Consider the following 16,867-nt stretch of genomic DNA (forward strand, 5'->3'; position numbering starts at 1 on the left):
ATCATTCCTCTTTCAAAAACAATAGCTTGCGGCTATCTATAGCAAAATACTTTGGCCCATCGTGAAACTCTTTATACTCTTCCTTATCTATTTCAATCCTCAAATCATCATATTTTTTATGGTCTTGATTTAAAATTATAAGGAAGGAGTCGATATTTTCTATTAGACGAAAATCTTGGATTTTGATAAAGTCGTCATTCAAGGCCCTATCACTTAAAATTATATCCCTACTTCTTAGGGCACATAGATTTGCTTCAGTCTTAATCTTAGTCTTAGTTTTTAGTCTTATACCCCAAGCCTTAAGAAATATTTCGTCCTTCACAATCTCAAAATCCGAGAAGTTATTTATTCCAATAAGCTTAGCCTCAGTAAGGCTTGTGGGATTTTCGAAAAAGTCTCTCGTTTCCTTTAGGCCTCCACTTTTTCCATGGCTAATACTTATTATCTTATCGCTCATCCTGTAGACTTCGTCCTTGTTATGGCTTACCAGAATCGTCTTAAGATCATATTTTCTGATAATATTTAAGACTTCTGCCTCGATTGAATTTTTGAGAAACTCATCCAGGGCTGAAAAGGGTTCATCTAGAAGTAAGATATCAGGCTTATTTACAAGGATCCTACAAAGGGCTGTCCTCTGTCTTTCTCCTCCGGAAATATAGGCTGGAAGCTTGTCCTTGATATGGTAGATGTGCATCTCTTTTAGCTTATCTGTGATATCGGCCCTATCTCTAAGACCAGCTTTCACATTTTCTTCTACAGTGAAGTTGGGGAAAAGGGCGTAGTCCTGGAAGAGATAGCCCACTTTCCTGTCCTGAGCTTTTAGGTTGATTTTCTTTTCTGAATCAAAAAGAGTCCTTCCATTTAGGATAATCTTACCTGAATCAGGCTTAATCAGTCCTCCTATGGCCTTAAGGGTTAGGCTTTTACCCGACCCACTTGCTCCAAGAAAGCCCAGCCTCTCATTTTCCATCTCAAAATCCACGTCGAGCTTGAAATTCTTGAAGTCCTTTTTTATCTTACACACTAGCATGGTTTTTCTCCTTACTTTCTAGAAGATTTAGGGATAACAAGACTACAAAGGAAATGGCTAGATTGATAAGAACCCACTTGTAGGCAAGGCTATCCTGACCTATCCTCCATAGCTGATAGACCGTAGTTGAAATAGTGGCAGTCTTGTTGGGAATGAATCCCGAAACCATGCTAGTCGCTCCATATTCCCCCAAGGCCCTAGCAAAGGAAAGGATAAGGCCTGCGAGAATCTCCTTCTTGCAAGATGGAAGGACTATCCTCCAAAATATCCAAGTATTGGACTTGCCCAGAGTCTGGGCGGCATATTTTAGATTCATATCAAAAGACTCGAAAGCCCCCCTGCTAGTCCTATACATCAAGGGAAAAGTTACGATAATAGTCGCAAAAACCGCCGAATACCATCTCATAACTAGGCTGATATCCCTCCTCGCGAAAAACTCTCCTATGTAATTGTTAGGACCCAGACTTTTAAGCAAGAAAAACCCAACAACTGTGGGAGGAAGGACCAAGGGTAGAGTCAAGATCACATCCAAGAACCCCTTGACCGTTGGATTTAGCTTCCTTACTTGATAAGCCAAAAATATCCCTAGAAAAAATGTAAAAAAACAAGAAATTAAAGCAATTCTAACAGAATTATATAAGGGAAATAGATTCATAGCTAATCTAACTTGCTGGCTTAAAACCATATTTGACAAAGACTTCCCTTGCCCTATCGGTCTTTAGAAATTCCAAAAACTTCTCGCCCGCTTCCCTATTAGGAGAATTCTCGATAAGGGCTGCTGGATAAATCACCTTCTTATCAAGCATATCAGGATCTGCCGTATCTACGATTCTTAGACCTGCAGCCTTTGCATCTGTCGAATAAATAATTCCGCAATCAACAGCTCCTTCCGTAAGCCAAGAAGTAACTTCCTTAACATTTGACCCGAAGCTAATCTTATCTTGAATCACTTCCCAAATCCCCATATTCTTTAGTAAAGATTCAGAATATTGACCAACGGGAACATCGGCATTGCCCAGTCCAATCGTTGCGACCTTATCTGTCTTAATATCATCAAACGATGTAATATCTTTATTAGAATCTTCCCTTACTGCAAGAGTAACTTCGTTTTCTAGAAGGTCAAATCTACTAGAAGGATCGATTGTAATATCCCCTTCTTTACTATCGCTATTTGGATCGAGTGCATCCATTTGCTTTTGAGCTGCTGAGATAAATACATCACAATCGGCCCCCTCAGCAATTTGTGTCTTAAGCGTTCCAGAGGAGTCGAAATTAAACACCAGATTAATTCCTGGATTTTCATCTTCGAAAACTTCCTTCAAATCTTCTAAAGACTCGGTCATAGATGCCGCCGCAAAGACATTGAGGTCAGTCTTCTCGCTTGATTTATCATCCTTCTTCTTTTCTGACATCTTTCCATCATTCACATCTTCTCCTGCAGGTGCCTTGGCTCCACAAGCTGCAAGCGTTACCGAAAAAAGCAAAGCTAAAAAGATTCCCGTCATTTTTTTCATAATAGTATTCTCCTTTAAGAAATATCGAATAGTTCACGTTAACTACTCGGTCATATTATATCACATTTATAGCTATATAGGAACTTCTCTATTTATTTTTGGGCCAAAGTCGAGTATACTATTATTTATTGAAAAGGAGTTAATATGAGTAAGTTAGTTATACCAGAAAATTATAAAAGCAATGAAGATTTATATAGAACCCAACTGTTGATCAAGGAAATCAAAGACTATTTCCAAATCAACCTAGCCAACAACCTAAACCTAAAGCGTGTATCTGCTCCCCTATTCGTTTCAGAAACATCAGGTCTTAACGATAACCTAAACGGAGTAGAAAAACCTGTAACCTTCGACCTTCCAGAAGCTCACAACGCCGAGATGGAAATCGTCCACTCCCTTGCCAAATGGAAGAGATACGCCCTAGAAGAATACAACTTCAAAACCCACGAGGGCCTTTACACAGACATGAACGCCATAAGACGCTGCGAAGAACCAGACAACACCCACTCCTTCTACGTCGACCAATGGGACTGGGAACTAATCATGAATGAAGAAGACAGAAACGTGGACTACCTCAAACAAATCGTAGAAACAATCTACAGGACTATGAAATCCCTAGACGAATACCTCTGCACTCTTATTCCAACTAGACAAAAGCTCCTCAAAGATCAAATTAGATTTATGACAAGCGAAGAGCTCCTCCAAAAATATCCAGGCAAAAACGATAAGGAAAGAGAAAGATTAGCGGTCAAAGAATACGGAGCAGTTTTCCTAATGCAAATAGGAAAAGTCCTATCAAACGGAGAAAAACACGACCTCCGTGCCCCAGACTACGACGATTGGGAACTAAACGGGGACATCCTTGTATATAACCCTGTACTAGACGATGTCCTAGAACTATCATCCATGGGCATCAGAGTCAACCCAGAAAGACTAAACGAGCAACTAAAACAAACAGACAACCTAGACAGACTAAAATTCGACTACCACAGGATGCTAATAGACGGCAAACTCCCACAAACCATAGGAGGCGGAATCGGCCAATCAAGACTATGTATGTTCTTCCTCCAAAAAGCCCACATAGGAGAAGTCCAAGTATCCTACTGGCCAGACGAACAAAGAAAAGCTCTAGCCAACAAGGGAATCAAACTATTATAGGAGAAATAAAGCAGACTAAGGAAATATTCCTTGGCCTGCTTTTTCTTTGTGAAATTTAAGATTCTAAATTATAATATATAACTCTAACAAAGGAAACTTATCTGAGCAAATTCCAAATAACTGAGACTTCTCCACAAGGTCGAAGTAAGGGAAAGGTTAAGCTTTATATAAGGAGCAAGAGAAACACTCCCCTTATGTCTAATAGATCTAGCAACAATTACCGAACATCTACTCCCCCCTTATCTCTAATGGTCCTGGCCACAGTAGCAATCCTACCAGAACCCTTATGTCGAGCTTGTCGAGACATCTCATAAGATTTTCAATTTCCCTTATGTCAACCGAAGTGGAGACATCTCACATAAATTTCCACCTCTAATGGAATTGTCACAGTGAGCAAAGCGAACTGATGAAATTCCTTAATCGAGGCTTTGCGAGGTGAAGCGAAACTGAGCCCGCAAACTACCGTCGACAGAGCTTCCACGGGGAAGCGACGAGAGGTCTACAGTCTATGATGACATGCAAATAACAAAAAGAAACTTATCTAAACAAATATCTCAATAACCGAGACTTCTCCGCAAGGTCGAAGCAAGGGAAAACTAGTGCTTCACATAAGTGCAAGACAGACAGCCCCCTTATCTCGAGCGGAGCGAAGCGTAGTCGAGAGATCTCATAATTAAAAATCACACTTCTATAACTACAATCATCCGGAATAAAAGAATGAAAATTACTTAATATAATAATATTAAGAAAATAATCCAATAACTCTGTATGAAAGTAAAAACTATCTAAAATAAAGTATAATATATATGTTATCATCACTTCCATTAGCATGGAAGGAGGTGAAATCGTGCGATTTTTACTTGACATCATTTTTGCTATCATAGTACAGGTAGCTGATGACTGCTTGTACAAGTGGCTAGATAAAGCAAGCCCGTCTGGCTACTGGAAGACCCTCCACGGAGTGATCAAGCGTAGCTTGATAAAAAAGATGATAACTAGCACAAAAAAGGACGAGCTTGGGAAGGTGACCCCATAAAGTTGAACCTAATACCAGGACTGATAGTTGACTAGTTAAGGATTCAACTGACTTTTTCTTTTTTACACAATTATACGGACCCTATCTAAAAAACTAAGGAGAAAAAATGGAAAAACTTAAACAAATACAAAAGAATTTCCAAATAAACGGAGCTTTCTTAAAATATATTGCATTTATTTCAATGTTTATCGACCATTTTAACAAGGCAATCATAACGCCAAAACTAAATTACCAAGAGCCTCTAGTTACCATATCTACCATATTTGATATTATGGGACGAATCGCCTTTCCGATTTTTGCCTTTATGATTGTAGAAGGCTTTTATAAAACTAAATCTAGAGGAAAATATCTAAGAAATCTTTTGATTTTCGCCATAATATCAGAAATTCCCTACGATATGTTCCAATCAAAAGTTTTTATAAATAATAGATCACAAAATATAATGTGGGCGCTCGCCCTTGGACTGTTGACCTTAATTATTGTCGATAAATTAAAGAGAAAAATCAATAATAAATACGCCTGGCTTATTCTTTCCATATTAATAGTAGGAGTAAATGCCATAATTGCAACTCTTCTATCCTTTGACTACGATTATTATTCCATAATAATAATCTTTATCCTCTACCTTTTCTACAATAAAAGACTTGTCGGAAGCCTTATTTCATATCTTGTGATAATAAAAGAAGTTTATGCAATTTTGGGATTTGCTGTCATTAATTTTTACAATGGAGAAAAAGGAAGGCAAAATAAATTATTCAATTATTTATTCTATCCCGTACATTTGTTGATACTTGGGATTTGTAGGTTTTGCTTGAATATATAATTTTTGTATTAATTTGAAGTTAATTTCATTATTTTATTAAAAATATCCCCTAAATCATAACTTTTGATTTAGGGGATATTGTATGTTTTACTTAATTTCTTTTCAAAATCATCCTTAGATAAAACTATTACATCTTTAAAATAAAACTCTTCTAAATTGGATTTCAAACCAAATTTATCAACCCTTTCTTTAGCCAAATATTTTATCTTATTTTGAATTTTATCATATTCCTTATATTGTCCAAGACCACTTTTATCATTTATATCTTTTTTAGGATTATAAACTAAAATATAGCCTAAATTTTCTCTAGTATAAGATAAATTTTAAACTAACTATAAAAATTATTATTAATGGGTGTGAGCTAGCTATGAATTATTTAAATAGCTTATTAAGATATAATTCAGAGTTAAGAAAACGAGGAAATTATTTCTCCTCTTCTCGCTACATAATATCTTATAATTATATAAGTAAAAAAGCCGTTCTCCCAGATTAAAATACAATATTGTCAATTTTTTATTAAATATGGACTATTTCCGACAATAACTGTAGATTATTTTTCATTTGATGTTTCCAGATATGTAGATTGACATTCGAGTATAAAACTTTTCAATACATCGTCAAATTCCTCTTCTGACATACTCTCATACATATACGGAACATAATTTTTATAAAAATATTCTAACTTCTCAATCGAGAAACGGCACACCTTAAATATTTTATAGAAGCGTCTTTTCTTTATTTTTGAGTTAATTACTCGACTAAATGGTAAAGATACAAAAACAACCTCATACCTTACATATAATCTAATAATATAATATAAGGTAATAGATAGAAATGAATAGATAATTGGAATCATGAAGCTTACTAAAGTATCTTTTATATTTAGATATTTATACTCGTAAATCCCTACTCCTATAGTTTTAAAAGCTAAAAACAATCCAAAAGCGCCCATAATTCCATCAATAATTTTATATACATTCTCGTAATTACTATTTCTCTCAATATACAAGCTTAATAGAGATAATATCGTGGCTATAGGTGCGATTATAAGTTCTAATATAATATCAAATGTGAATATGCTAATAATAAATTCAACTATTATTGTAACATTGATGTTATCTTTTATTAGTTTTCTAAGACTGAATACAGAATCATTATCTGTAATTGACTTGAAATAATTAATCATACCTACAAGTATGGTCCAAATAATGATATCTTTAATATAAATTCTTTTCCATATTGACAAATTTGTTAAGAGTATAGTGATTAAAAAAATATACAAACAATAAATAAACCAAATTATAGCAATTTTTGGCTCAAATAATAATTTTATACAGTCAATAAATGCTATTCTTGTTTCTTTCTTTATCAATATCAGAGATATAATTATAGTTAACCAAATTAGTATCGAAATCTCTCTAGTAGAAAATATTCCCAAATTTTTCTCCTTAAATCTAATATTTGCATACATTTGATACAATAATTTAACTTTGTATTTAGATTATAATTAAGATTTTAAAATTAGAAATCTTTTATGAATATCTAATATCCCGGAAATAAACCAGCTGGTTTCCTAAGAAAATCAAACCTCATAGAAATTAATGAGGTTTGATCATCTCTTCTCACTTGTATATTAGAATGAGATAGTAAATATAGTACTAGTAAATTTTACACAATATTATGGACCTGAATATCACCTTGAACTTATATGTTTAATTTCTTATTCACAATAGCTTCCCGCAATAATAAATTGCTCTCTAAGCTTTTCAACAACAATCTTATTAATTTTTTTCGCATGGCCTTTAATAGGTGTTTTTTTGTATTCCTCATAATCATCAAAATCGGAAAAATATTGGAAAATCGTAAAAACAGCCAAAACCTCATCGTTGTAAACACCAGTAAATGTTGTCCAATATTGACTAGATCTATCGCTAAAAAATTTCCCTATTGTTCTATAGCATTCAAACTCATCTTTGTTAACTTTAAACCAATTCTCATTGATTAGATTAAGTTTATTATAATCTCCTTCTTCTTCTATTTCTTGACGATTTAAATCTAACTGCTTATCGATTGATCTTATTAACCTTCCCATTAAGTTAGATACAAAATCGGCAACTCTAATACCTTGACTCTGTTTTGAATCAACTCCCGTAATTTTAGCACCAGGAAGCAATGCTTCGGCAGACATTATTACTTTATCTATTCTTTTTCCTTTGCCATCAATATCCAAATCAATATCATAACTACTTATACTTAATTCGTCCATTAAATCTTCAAATCCACTTAGACTATAGGTATAGTTCCGTTGATACTTATCTCTTATATTGAATTTTATCTTATAATTACTTAGTACATACTTAATTTCTTTCGCTATATTAACTTCGTATCTCTTTAATTCATAACCTTGCATTTTTTCAATGACGTCATCGAGTATTATATTAATTTCGCAAAGTACATCACTTGCCTTAACATTATCTGTATGAATAAGCCTTACTAATTTCTCCGTTTTATGTGTATTGAAAAATTTAGAGAAAGCATATACAAAATTTCTCCAAGGTATCTCACTGTACTTAAGATTATCTTCCAATAAATTTTGAACAAGTAATTCAAATTTATTTATAATTGAAATATTAATAATAACATCATATGTGCTCAATAACTTAAATAAGTCATTGTAGAAATATAGATAATCTTTTTTAATACCAGCTAATCCCCACTTAAAATATTTAGCTCTAAAAGTACTACCTTTAATCTCATCGCTTTCATTAACGCCAATCTTTTTCTTATGTCTATTCTCTAATAAAGTATATTCATTTATAAAGTCTTCAAGTTTATCACTACTAATTCCAACAATACATAAAGAAAAGTACACAGAAGCATCCTCCAAATCAATATTTTGGACACCATCTTTTTGAGTTATTGCTGGGTCATGATAAGACTCATCATAATAAAATTTATATCTCATAAAATCCTCTTATTGAATAATTACATTATAGTATGGGTAACGAGCACATTATTTAAATTGTACCAAACGTTGTTCATTTTTAAATTTAATCAAAATTCTTGTTATATATTTATCTTCTCCTTTTCAAAACTCTAACCTCATCAAAACGAATATTTTCTATTGTTACTTTTTTAGGATCTATGAATCTATATCTTCCCTTTTCTATAAATAAATATTTATCACTTTTCTTGTGTTTCTTATCTTTTATTTTTTTATAATTTTCACTTGGAATAGCATTTTTATTTAGTATCTTACACCTAAATGAAAGAAATCCATCATCTGTTCTTGCAATCTTAACGTACAATTCTCCTACATCGCTAATATCTTCATTTGTTCTATCAATTCTAATTATCTCATATGTTTTCTTCTTGTAAATATTTGGAAATAACGAATCGATCACTTGTGTAAGACTAATGATAATAAGTACTATATACATAACGATAATGAACATAAAAAATTTCTCATAAAAATTAAGTTTGCAATATTCTTCACTAAATACCAAAGCAATAATTATAATTATAAAGATAATAGAACCCAGTTTAAGTACTGAAAAATCTCCCGATTTCTTACTTGCTAATGTATCTGCAATTATCATCAGTAATATAAAGATAAAATTTAATACTATTATTAGTATATTTGGTAAATCTTTAGATGTACTTATGCTATAAAACATTATAATAATAAGAAAAATTTGAACTATGCCTTGAATAAATTCACTACTGTTAATCCAGGTAAAACCATCCAAATTATTTCCATCAAAACCATAATAGCTTCCGAGCTTATCCTTATAATTTAAATTTCCTAAAATTTTTATTACATTAATTAGTCCACCTAAAATGGCAACTATTTTACTTATACTTTCGATAGTAATTTTAATATTTTCACTCATATTTACCAACCCAAAATAGTAAGGCAATTCAAATAATAAATTGCTAATCTAAAAATCAACGGTTTTGTTCCAATACTTCTCCAACATATAAATTCTACATAAGTAAACAAATGACCATATTAGCTATTATTTACTTACTATATTCCTTTTTCATATAGTCAAACACTAACTGAATTTCTTCTAGATTTGTAGAGTAATGAACTTTATCCGTAATAAGTTCTTCTTTATTATATTCATTTATTAAAACAAATAAAAAAATACCATCCTTACTAAATCGATCTTTTAAAATATAAATGTGCTTATTTTTTAAGTCTTTACGATTATCGTCCTCGGATAATTCTATCTTTTTATGGTCTAAAACACCGAATCGATTATACTTTCCATTATCTAGTTCTCTAAAACTATTAAAATTTAGATTATGATAATTCTCATAGTATGTAATTGAAAATAGCTTAAATATAAAATTAATAAATAGTTTTATAGCATATACTGAGTTAAGAAATACTGATAACTTTGAATATTTTGATATTGTATTTATATTCCAAAGAAATATAGAGCTAAAAGAATATATTATCCATAGATCTGTCATGGTAAATATTATGATGTTTATTATATTAGAATACGCCGTTATATAATCGAAACCATGAATTCTTCCTTTCTTATCCATCATCTTATTGTTATAAATTTTAAACTTGTTAAACAATCCTATCTTGCCAATAATTAGAATTACAATGAGCAAGACTAAAAGTAAGGCAATTATTAAACAATAATTAGAATATACAAAATTTCCAAATATATTAATATATGTAAGTATAAATTCAAGTATTTTTGATACCACATTAGGCATGAGCCCGTAGAGGATTTTTTTCTGGCTGTAGATACTATAACTTTTACTTATAAGTTTATTATTATTATGTATTAATAAAATAAATGCCATTATTGGTATAATTATATTGCTAAATATAGAATTCCTATAATCCAAATTAAATTTGTTAACTTTCCCATCTTCATGTATTCCAAATATCTTATATATATAATCTAACATATCTCTCCATCTCATTCATATATTATTAAATTATTTGATATATTCTCATTCTCATTATCAATTACCCAGACTCGAAGAAATCTCCAATATTTCATAAATCACATCACATGTATTTACAAGGTATACACCGTATACGTTAAGGCGTTGCTTTGATAAAGTTTATGGGTACAATGTAAAGGAGCAGCTGGTCCCTTGCTTTGTATTATTCCTTATTTTCATTTACTCCTCCTACAATTAAGACTTTAAATGCAGTTTGTTAAACTTTATACAAAACTCAATACGGAGATGCTTACAAATAGTTATTTCCAATAATATTTATATATATTTTATATATACCCATTAAATATTATTATAAACAAATTTTAAAAATCATTTATTAGTAACATTATATAGATAACATATTATAAATGATGCTATGACTTTGCCTTTCTTGATTATATAATAAGAAAAGAGGAGAAATTTCTCTCCTCTTAATTCTTGTGTTACTCAGTCCATTTTTTGAGACTAAGATTATTATTGTGTTGTTTATTAAGCTCTAGCTTGGTTCTTTCTGTATGCTACGTATTCGCCTGCCATAGGTCTTTTAGCCCACCGGTTTATGGAGGTCCCGTCGGCTCGTTGAGACCAAGACCTGCAACTACGAAGATTAGTGAACCAATACCACCTGTTTGTGGGATTATTAGATTCTTGTTGTCAACTCTTGCTGCGTTTGTTCCGTCAGCTGCGTGATTATCTTAACCATCTTTATCTTTAGCGAAGTCAATATCAACTTGTGTGTTCCAAGAATTTTCACCTACTTTAAATACAAAGTCTCTTGTTAGTTTAGCATATCCTTCATGGGTATTTGTCTCTTGCAGGAAGTATGTTCCTCCTGCAAGATCCTCTATTGCACGCTTACTATTAACATTTGAAGTTAGTGTTACAACATTATCTGCGTCCACACCATCAACAAATTCGTATTTAGCAGAAAGTTCTTTATACGCTGTGTCAACTTTTTTGTATTGAGCATCAATAGCTATTTGTTCAGCTTCTTCTGCTACAAGTCTGTCATACTCAGATTTTTCAAGTTTATGTTTTTATCTTTGATTTTCTTTTGTTGTTGCATCCATTTCAGCTAGGTATTTGTTGGCACCATCAATGCTGCGTAAACAATCATCATAAATCCTAAAATAATAACTTCAACTGTTATTTCATTCAAAAATTGTGGTTTTTTTTGTAAAATGGATATCTTTTTATAATATGTCTTACAAAAATCACTGATTAATATTTAGATGAATAAGGATGCTATAAAATAAATAGAAAAAATCTTATAATTTATTATTTTCTTTTCATCTAATTGTATTTTTTCATTTGATACTATATAATCTAGAAATTCTTTATTGAATAATTCCCATAAAAACACAAAAACACCTATTGTAATAGAAAATTTTTCCAAGTTTTAATTTTTAAATATAAAAACTAATATTTATAAGTAAAAGAAAATAGAAATATTAAAGATTAACAATACACTCAGACCAAGGATTTCATTATCAACATAGTTCATGGACAAAAAAATTAGAAAAAATTAATATTAGGAATAGTATGTCAAGAAAAGGAAATTGTCTAGACAATTCTCCAAAGGAGAACTTCTTCGGAATTTTGAAACAGGAAATGTATTATGGAGAAAATTTTTAAAGTTATGATCATTTGAGAAATGAAATTGAAAATATATAAAATGGTACAATGAAGATAGGATCAAAACAAAATTAAACGGAACGTCTCCTGTTAATTACAGACTACATTCCGCTTAAATATTATTAAATTATTCCGTGTTTACGGGTTCAGGTCACATAAGCTTTTTCTCTTTTTTCATAAAGATATATCTTTCTTATGATTATATTCTAAAACTTTAGAAACTACTATTGCTATAATAGATAGAAATCCAGTAGAAAATGCTACATTAATAACTACATCTATATTCGATAAAATGTTACTCATATAATAAATAAAGTCAGCAAGATACAAAATTATAAATGATGCAATGTTACTAGTTAACATTAATAAAATTATCAATAGTAATGATTTAATACACTCTCTTAAATTAAACCTCATGCAATAATTCTTTCTTCAATAATTACTAAAAATTATAATCTACTTAGTTACTTCTTTTTTTAAATACATCAGCTCATCAAATAATTTATCAACATCGATTTCTCTATAAAGAAAATATAACATTGTATTAGTTCTCTTGAAAGAGACATGTGATTCACTGTACTTAATAGGTTTATCTGGATCTTTAAACTCAATTAAAGGTCTTATTTTAAAATCATTAGAATCAAACTTATCTTTTAATGTAGCTTTATTAATAAACTTCAAATCTTCAAAAATATAAAAACCACCAAACTTATCTGTAACAGTCATTTCTTCATCTTTAATTCCTGCAATCCTATATGATTCTAATGTATCTTTAATATCCTCTTCAAAATTTAATTCAGGTGCATATAGCAAATAATAAGTTGAAATTTTACCTGTCAAATCTTCTATCCATATAAAGTATTCTTGAATATCTAAAGGATATATTCTTTTATCATAACTACTAAAATCTGTAGATGATACCAAATGCTGTATATGTGCGATATATTTAGTTCCTGTTTCTTGAACAACAGAAGCTTTAATAGTAGACCTATCGCTATCATTAAATTTAACATCATTAATTATATATTTATCTCTATTATATCCATTAATATTTATATAAGATGCTCTAACAATTTTTCCCTGGTTTATATTCAAATTTATATCAAATGTCGTGTACTTCTTCGGGCCACTCGATTCCTCTATATCTCCAATATCAACTGATATTGGGTAATTATCAATTGTTCTTTGATCTATCTTCCTCTGAAACATGAAATATACAACTAAAGCGATCACGATACCAGAAAATATTGAAGCCACACACTCGTATATAATCTTTTTTTTATTGATTTCTTTAGATTCATTACTCATATTATTCCTTTAATATTTACAATATATTGTAATTAGTTTATAATTTTAAAATAATATTTAATAAATATCATTAAAACCTATACTTCTTCAAGGTTTTTTGATCCAAATATATTTTAAGTATTTATATATTTATGGATTAAATATATATGATTAAAATAGTATTTTGTTAAATCGTATTGAAATAAAGTAAGGGGCGCTTGGCCCCTTTTAACTTTATATTATTAATGCCTGTACTAGTGCATTATTTTTTTCTTAGATCCTAAGCTCTAGCTTGGTTCTTTCTATATGCTACGTATGCGCCTGCCATGATTGCAAGACCTGCTACTACGAAGATTAGAGAACCAATACCACCTGTTTGTGGGATTGTTAGTTTTCTGTTGTCTACTCTTTGAGCGTCAGCATCTTTTGCTTCATTAACAACATTATCAGTACCTTCATATACTACACCAATTTTAGAATCGTCTTTGTTGTAGCTTGTTTTTGTTACTTCAAATGGAATTACTCCATCTCTTACTGCATAATCTTTTGGAGCTGCAATCTCTTCAAGGTTATATTTACCTAGTTGTAGATCTGTGATTTCAAACTTACCATTTTCTTTAGGTTCAAGTGTTACAACATTCGCTAATTTTGCAGCAGCTTTTTTATCATTTGCATCTGCCCATTTATATTTGTTGTTTAGAGCTTCTGCTTTTGCTTTAACTTCTTCAAATTTAGCATCTAATTGATCTTGCTTAGCATCAGGGTTTTTGTATATTGCATCGTATTCTGCTACAGCTTTATCGTAATCTGATTTTTCTTTTGCTAATTCTTCTGCTGTTTTGTTAACTAGGTATTTATTTTCTTTTTCGTGTTTAACTACGAATTTAGCTCCGTTTAGTCTCTTACCATCAGCTTCGTCTGCTTTTACGAATTTTTTACCGTATCTAACTACTTTTGGTTCCTGTGGGTTCTTTGGTGTTGGGTTTTTATCTTTTTTATTTTCGATTATGATTTTACCATCAGCACCCTTTGTGAACTTAGCTGTTTCGTTCATATTGTTGTCTTCTTCAACCTTGTATTCAAGATCTTTATCAAGACCAGTCCATTTGAATGTCCATTTGTTTCCAGAAACAGTTTCTTTTTCTGGACCTGCTAAGTTCTTTTCATTACCAATTGGTTTATACTCAGCGTTAGCTGTATATGTTGTTGTAGTTTCTAGATTACCATTATTATCTTTAGTTTCAAACTTAACAGTACCAATTATTTTACCTGTATTTGCATTTTTAAGTGTAAATGAAGCCCATTCACCAGCTGCAGGAACACCATCAGCCCATGTTTTTTCTACTTCTAATTCGCCATTTTCTTTTGGCTTTGTTGGTTTAGGAGTATTTCCATGAATTGGATTGTTACCATAGTGGAAAGTTACATCGTTTGATTCTGGTATTTCTACTTTTGAATCTTCGTTTAGTTTAGCTGTGTATTCAAGTCTAACTGTTACGTTTTCTTTTTGTCCATTTACAAGAGTCATGTCATTAAGAACAACTTTGTATCCATTGCCGTCTAACTCTTTACCAAATGAATCTGTTTTATCAACTCCATTTACATAGATTTTCATTGCATCTAGATCTTCTTGTGTAAATGTGAGACCTTTGGTCATTTGGTCGTTCCAGTAAGCGTTTTTGAAATTTGTATTTGGTTTAAATACTGTTTCTACTGTATATGGTACAGGTTGGCCTACACCACTTACTCTGTAGTTTTCTTCATTATTTTTTTCTTCTTGTTTTGTTGTGTTGTTGGCATCTTTGATGTCAATTTTATCAGTAAAGTTCTTCTCTGTGTCTGGTGAGTCTACTGTAGTATTTTTTGGATATAGGTGTAGAACTCCAGATGTATTTTCTACAGGAAGAGCAGCAGGAAGAGTAATTCTTACTGGGATTGCCTTACCTTGTTTAGAAACTGTTTGTCCTGTTGCAGGATCTTGATAAGTTGTTCTATCTGCGTTTTCAACGATTACATATGATCCGTCTTCAAGCTCTACATCGCCAGTACCACTCGCTGTTGTAAGTAGCTCTCCAAGATTTCTATTACTTTTATCTGTTTTTACTATTGAATAATACTTGTCTTCTTTAAATTCAGATGTATTAAATTCTGTATTTAAAGTTTGACCATTTGCTTTGTTAGTATCTGTAGCTTTCTCTTCTTTATAGATATCGTATGCTACTCCAGCTATCTCTTCTGCTTTGTCACCAAAATATTCTTTGATATTTGTGATTTCTGAAGATGTTTTGTGGTCTTCAGGCTTCCAATCGGTGTAAGCTTTTTCTTCTTTAAATAAGATTTTGTGGATATTAATCTTATTTGTAGAGTTTTCGTACTTGGCTTCTTCAGCCGCATTAGCACTTGTGAATGGAGCTACTAGGATTCCTAGGACCATTGCTAGTGCTGTGAAAATTGAAAATAATTTGTTTTTCATATTCTCTCTCCTTTTTCCTTTTTTTTCAATTTTGTTGATATAACCTATGTAATAGGCTCCCTTTTACCTGACTACCAACCAATCAGGCAATGGGCTTGTCGGCGTTCTCTTTGGAGTCTGCCTTCCTGTATATGACAGGGGCTTCTTCCGCTGATTTCACTAACTTACCCAGTTGTGTTTATATAATCTCCACCTGGTGGAGTTTACATACATGGTTGTTTGACTTTTACATGAAAATTGTCTCCTTTGTTTGTATGAGATCTCTCGACTACGCTTCGCTCCGCTCGATATAAGGGTTACTTTATACCTATGAGATCCCTCCACTTCGGTCGGGATAAGGGAACTGTTTCTCTTGCCGTTATGTTAGGAAGGAAATTTCCCTTACTTCGACCTTGTGGAGAAGTCTCTTTGGTTTTGTTTTTCATGTAATTGTCTTTTTCTTTTTCCTTGCTTTGTGGGCAAGGCAAAGATTAGATAGCTCGATTTTTATCGAGCTGGCAGGGTTTCTGCCCTAGGTCATTAATAGCCTACTATCTGTTACTACTATTATAACAGATTTGTGGAAAATTTGTTAGTCTTTTTTACTTTATTTTTTAGTAAAATTGAGTTTTTTTAGTTTTATTAAAGGTTTTTTACCTTTTTTAGTGATTTTTTCTTGTTTTTTTGTTTTTTTCTTTGAGATGTCTCCACCTTGGTCGACGGTAGTTTGCGGGCTCAGGACAAGAACACTTGACCTTCATCTTATTAACTTTGAACGATATTCATCGTTCTTTTATCCTTTGTTAATATTAACAAAGGATACGACACTATTTTGCTTTGCAAAACAGTGGCCCATGACGAGGGCTTCCTCGATTAAGGGCTGCCATCAACTCACTTTCGTTCATTGTGGCCAGTCCCATTAGACATAAGGGAGGGAAACTTTTGAGATATCTCGACT

15 protein-coding genes and 1 pseudogene are annotated in these 16,867 nt (G+C 31.7%); 4 read left to right on the forward strand and 12 right to left on the reverse strand.

The annotated features are described in order from the left end of the window. Position 1: 1 nt before the first annotated feature. The 3 genes from APRE_RS07400 to modA are packed head-to-tail and all read right to left on the reverse strand — an operon-like array spanning position 2 to position 2,544. Positions 2–1,030, reverse strand: coding sequence for a sulfate/molybdate ABC transporter ATP-binding protein (locus APRE_RS07400; protein WP_015778362.1), 1,029 nt, complete (start codon positions 1,028–1,030; stop codon positions 2–4). Beyond that, on the reverse strand, positions 1,017–1,685 hold the full coding sequence (modB, locus tag APRE_RS07405) for a molybdate ABC transporter permease subunit (RefSeq protein ID WP_041449772.1): 669 nt from the start codon (positions 1,683–1,685) through the stop codon (positions 1,017–1,019). Before modB ends, APRE_RS07400 begins: the two co-directional genes overlap by 14 nt. A 7-nt stretch (positions 1,686–1,692) precedes the next feature. Continuing rightward, positions 1,693–2,544 (reverse strand): molybdate ABC transporter substrate-binding protein, encoded by an 852-nt coding sequence (gene modA, locus APRE_RS07410; protein ID WP_015778364.1) that lies wholly within the window; start codon positions 2,542–2,544, stop codon positions 1,693–1,695. A gap of 144 nt (positions 2,545–2,688) precedes the next feature. Here modA and asnA point away from each other — a divergent pair, with 144 nt between their 5' ends. The 3 genes from asnA (at position 2,689) to APRE_RS07425 (ending at position 5,558) form a co-directional block, all read left to right on the forward strand. After that, on the forward strand, positions 2,689–3,699 hold the full coding sequence (asnA, locus tag APRE_RS07415) for an aspartate--ammonia ligase (RefSeq protein WP_015778365.1): 1,011 nt from the start codon (positions 2,689–2,691) through the stop codon (positions 3,697–3,699). Between the two features lie 847 nt (positions 3,700–4,546). Then, positions 4,547–4,735 (forward strand): hypothetical protein, encoded by a 189-nt coding sequence (locus tag APRE_RS09745; protein ID WP_041449711.1) that lies wholly within the window; start codon positions 4,547–4,549, stop codon positions 4,733–4,735. A gap of 106 nt (positions 4,736–4,841) precedes the next feature. Continuing rightward, on the forward strand, positions 4,842–5,558 hold the full coding sequence (locus APRE_RS07425) for a TraX family protein (protein WP_015778366.1): 717 nt from the start codon (positions 4,842–4,844) through the stop codon (positions 5,556–5,558). Positions 5,559–5,626: 68 nt separating this feature from the next. On the opposite strand, the gene APRE_RS09940 is transcribed toward APRE_RS07425, so the two are convergent. From APRE_RS09940 to APRE_RS07450, 6 genes are all read right to left on the reverse strand, one after another. After that, positions 5,627–5,755, reverse strand: coding sequence for a hypothetical protein (locus tag APRE_RS09940; RefSeq protein ID WP_257005687.1), 129 nt, complete (start codon positions 5,753–5,755; stop codon positions 5,627–5,629). Positions 5,756–6,108: 353 nt separating this feature from the next. Further along, positions 6,109–6,996 carry a hypothetical protein gene (locus APRE_RS07430; RefSeq protein ID WP_041449712.1) on the reverse strand — a complete coding sequence of 296 codons (888 nt, stop codon included), beginning with the start codon at positions 6,994–6,996 and terminating at the stop codon, positions 6,109–6,111. A gap of 282 nt (positions 6,997–7,278) precedes the next feature. Further along, positions 7,279–8,523, reverse strand: a complete 1,245-nt coding sequence (locus APRE_RS07435; RefSeq protein ID WP_015778368.1) for a DUF3800 domain-containing protein — start codon at positions 8,521–8,523, stop codon at positions 7,279–7,281. Positions 8,524–8,632: 109 nt separating this feature from the next. Beyond that, complete coding sequence (locus APRE_RS07440) at positions 8,633–9,451, reverse strand: hypothetical protein (protein ID WP_015778369.1); 819 nt, start codon at positions 9,449–9,451, stop codon at positions 8,633–8,635. 130 nt (positions 9,452–9,581) lie between these two features. After that, positions 9,582–10,496: a hypothetical protein gene (locus APRE_RS07445; protein WP_015778370.1), complete on the reverse strand. Its 915-nt coding sequence runs from the start codon at positions 10,494–10,496 to the stop codon at positions 9,582–9,584. Positions 10,497–11,230: 734 nt separating this feature from the next. Beyond that, on the reverse strand, positions 11,231–11,515 hold the full coding sequence (locus APRE_RS07450) for a prealbumin-like fold domain-containing protein (RefSeq protein ID WP_338025057.1): 285 nt from the start codon (positions 11,513–11,515) through the stop codon (positions 11,231–11,233). A gap of 478 nt (positions 11,516–11,993) precedes the next feature. On the opposite strand from APRE_RS07450, the pseudogene APRE_RS09945 reads away from it, so the two are divergent. Continuing rightward, a pseudogene (locus APRE_RS09945) lies at positions 11,994–12,286 on the forward strand (transposase); the annotation flags it as partial. Positions 12,287–12,344: 58 nt separating this feature from the next. On the opposite strand, the gene APRE_RS09750 reads toward APRE_RS09945, so the two are convergent. The 3 genes from APRE_RS09750 to APRE_RS07465 form a co-directional block, all read right to left on the reverse strand. Continuing rightward, positions 12,345–12,533 carry a hypothetical protein gene (locus APRE_RS09750; protein WP_169302049.1) on the reverse strand — a complete coding sequence of 63 codons (189 nt, stop codon included), beginning with the start codon at positions 12,531–12,533 and terminating at the stop codon, positions 12,345–12,347. Positions 12,534–12,626: 93 nt separating this feature from the next. Continuing rightward, entirely contained in the window at positions 12,627–13,478 is an 852-nt protein-coding gene (locus tag APRE_RS07460; RefSeq protein ID WP_015778371.1) for a hypothetical protein, read from the reverse strand. Positions 13,479–13,737: 259 nt separating this feature from the next. Beyond that, positions 13,738–15,930, reverse strand: a complete 2,193-nt coding sequence (locus APRE_RS07465) for a pilin N-terminal domain-containing protein (protein WP_015778372.1) — start codon at positions 15,928–15,930, stop codon at positions 13,738–13,740. Positions 15,931–16,867 lie beyond the last annotated feature (937 nt).

Origin of the sequence: Anaerococcus prevotii DSM 20548 (assembly GCF_000024105.1) — a bacterium.
Classification (GTDB): Bacteria; Bacillota; Clostridia; order Tissierellales; family Peptoniphilaceae; genus Anaerococcus; species Anaerococcus prevotii.

Coding starts and splice junctions, on each gene's coding strand:
- modA (WP_015778364.1), bottom strand. CDS start 2,544: ATGAAAAAAATGACGGGAATCTTTTTAGCTTTGCTTTTTTCGGTAACG.
- APRE_RS07440 (WP_015778369.1), bottom strand. CDS start 9,451: ATGAGTGAAAATATTAAAATTACTATCGAAAGTATAAGTAAAATAGTT.
- APRE_RS07435 (WP_015778368.1), bottom strand. CDS start 8,523: ATGAGATATAAATTTTATTATGATGAGTCTTATCATGACCCAGCAATA.
- APRE_RS07460 (WP_015778371.1), bottom strand. CDS start 13,478: ATGAGTAATGAATCTAAAGAAATCAATAAAAAAAAGATTATATACGAG.
- APRE_RS07400 (WP_015778362.1), bottom strand. CDS start 1,030: ATGCTAGTGTGTAAGATAAAAAAGGACTTCAAGAATTTCAAGCTCGAC.
- modB (WP_041449772.1), bottom strand. CDS start 1,685: ATGAATCTATTTCCCTTATATAATTCTGTTAGAATTGCTTTAATTTCT.
- APRE_RS07465 (WP_015778372.1), bottom strand. CDS start 15,930: ATGAAAAACAAATTATTTTCAATTTTCACAGCACTAGCAATGGTCCTA.
- APRE_RS09750 (WP_169302049.1), bottom strand. CDS start 12,533: ATGTTAACTAGTAACATTGCATCATTTATAATTTTGTATCTTGCTGAC.
- asnA (WP_015778365.1), top strand. CDS start 2,689: ATGAGTAAGTTAGTTATACCAGAAAATTATAAAAGCAATGAAGATTTA.
- APRE_RS07425 (WP_015778366.1), top strand. CDS start 4,842: ATGGAAAAACTTAAACAAATACAAAAGAATTTCCAAATAAACGGAGCT.
- APRE_RS07445 (WP_015778370.1), bottom strand. CDS start 10,496: ATGTTAGATTATATATATAAGATATTTGGAATACATGAAGATGGGAAA.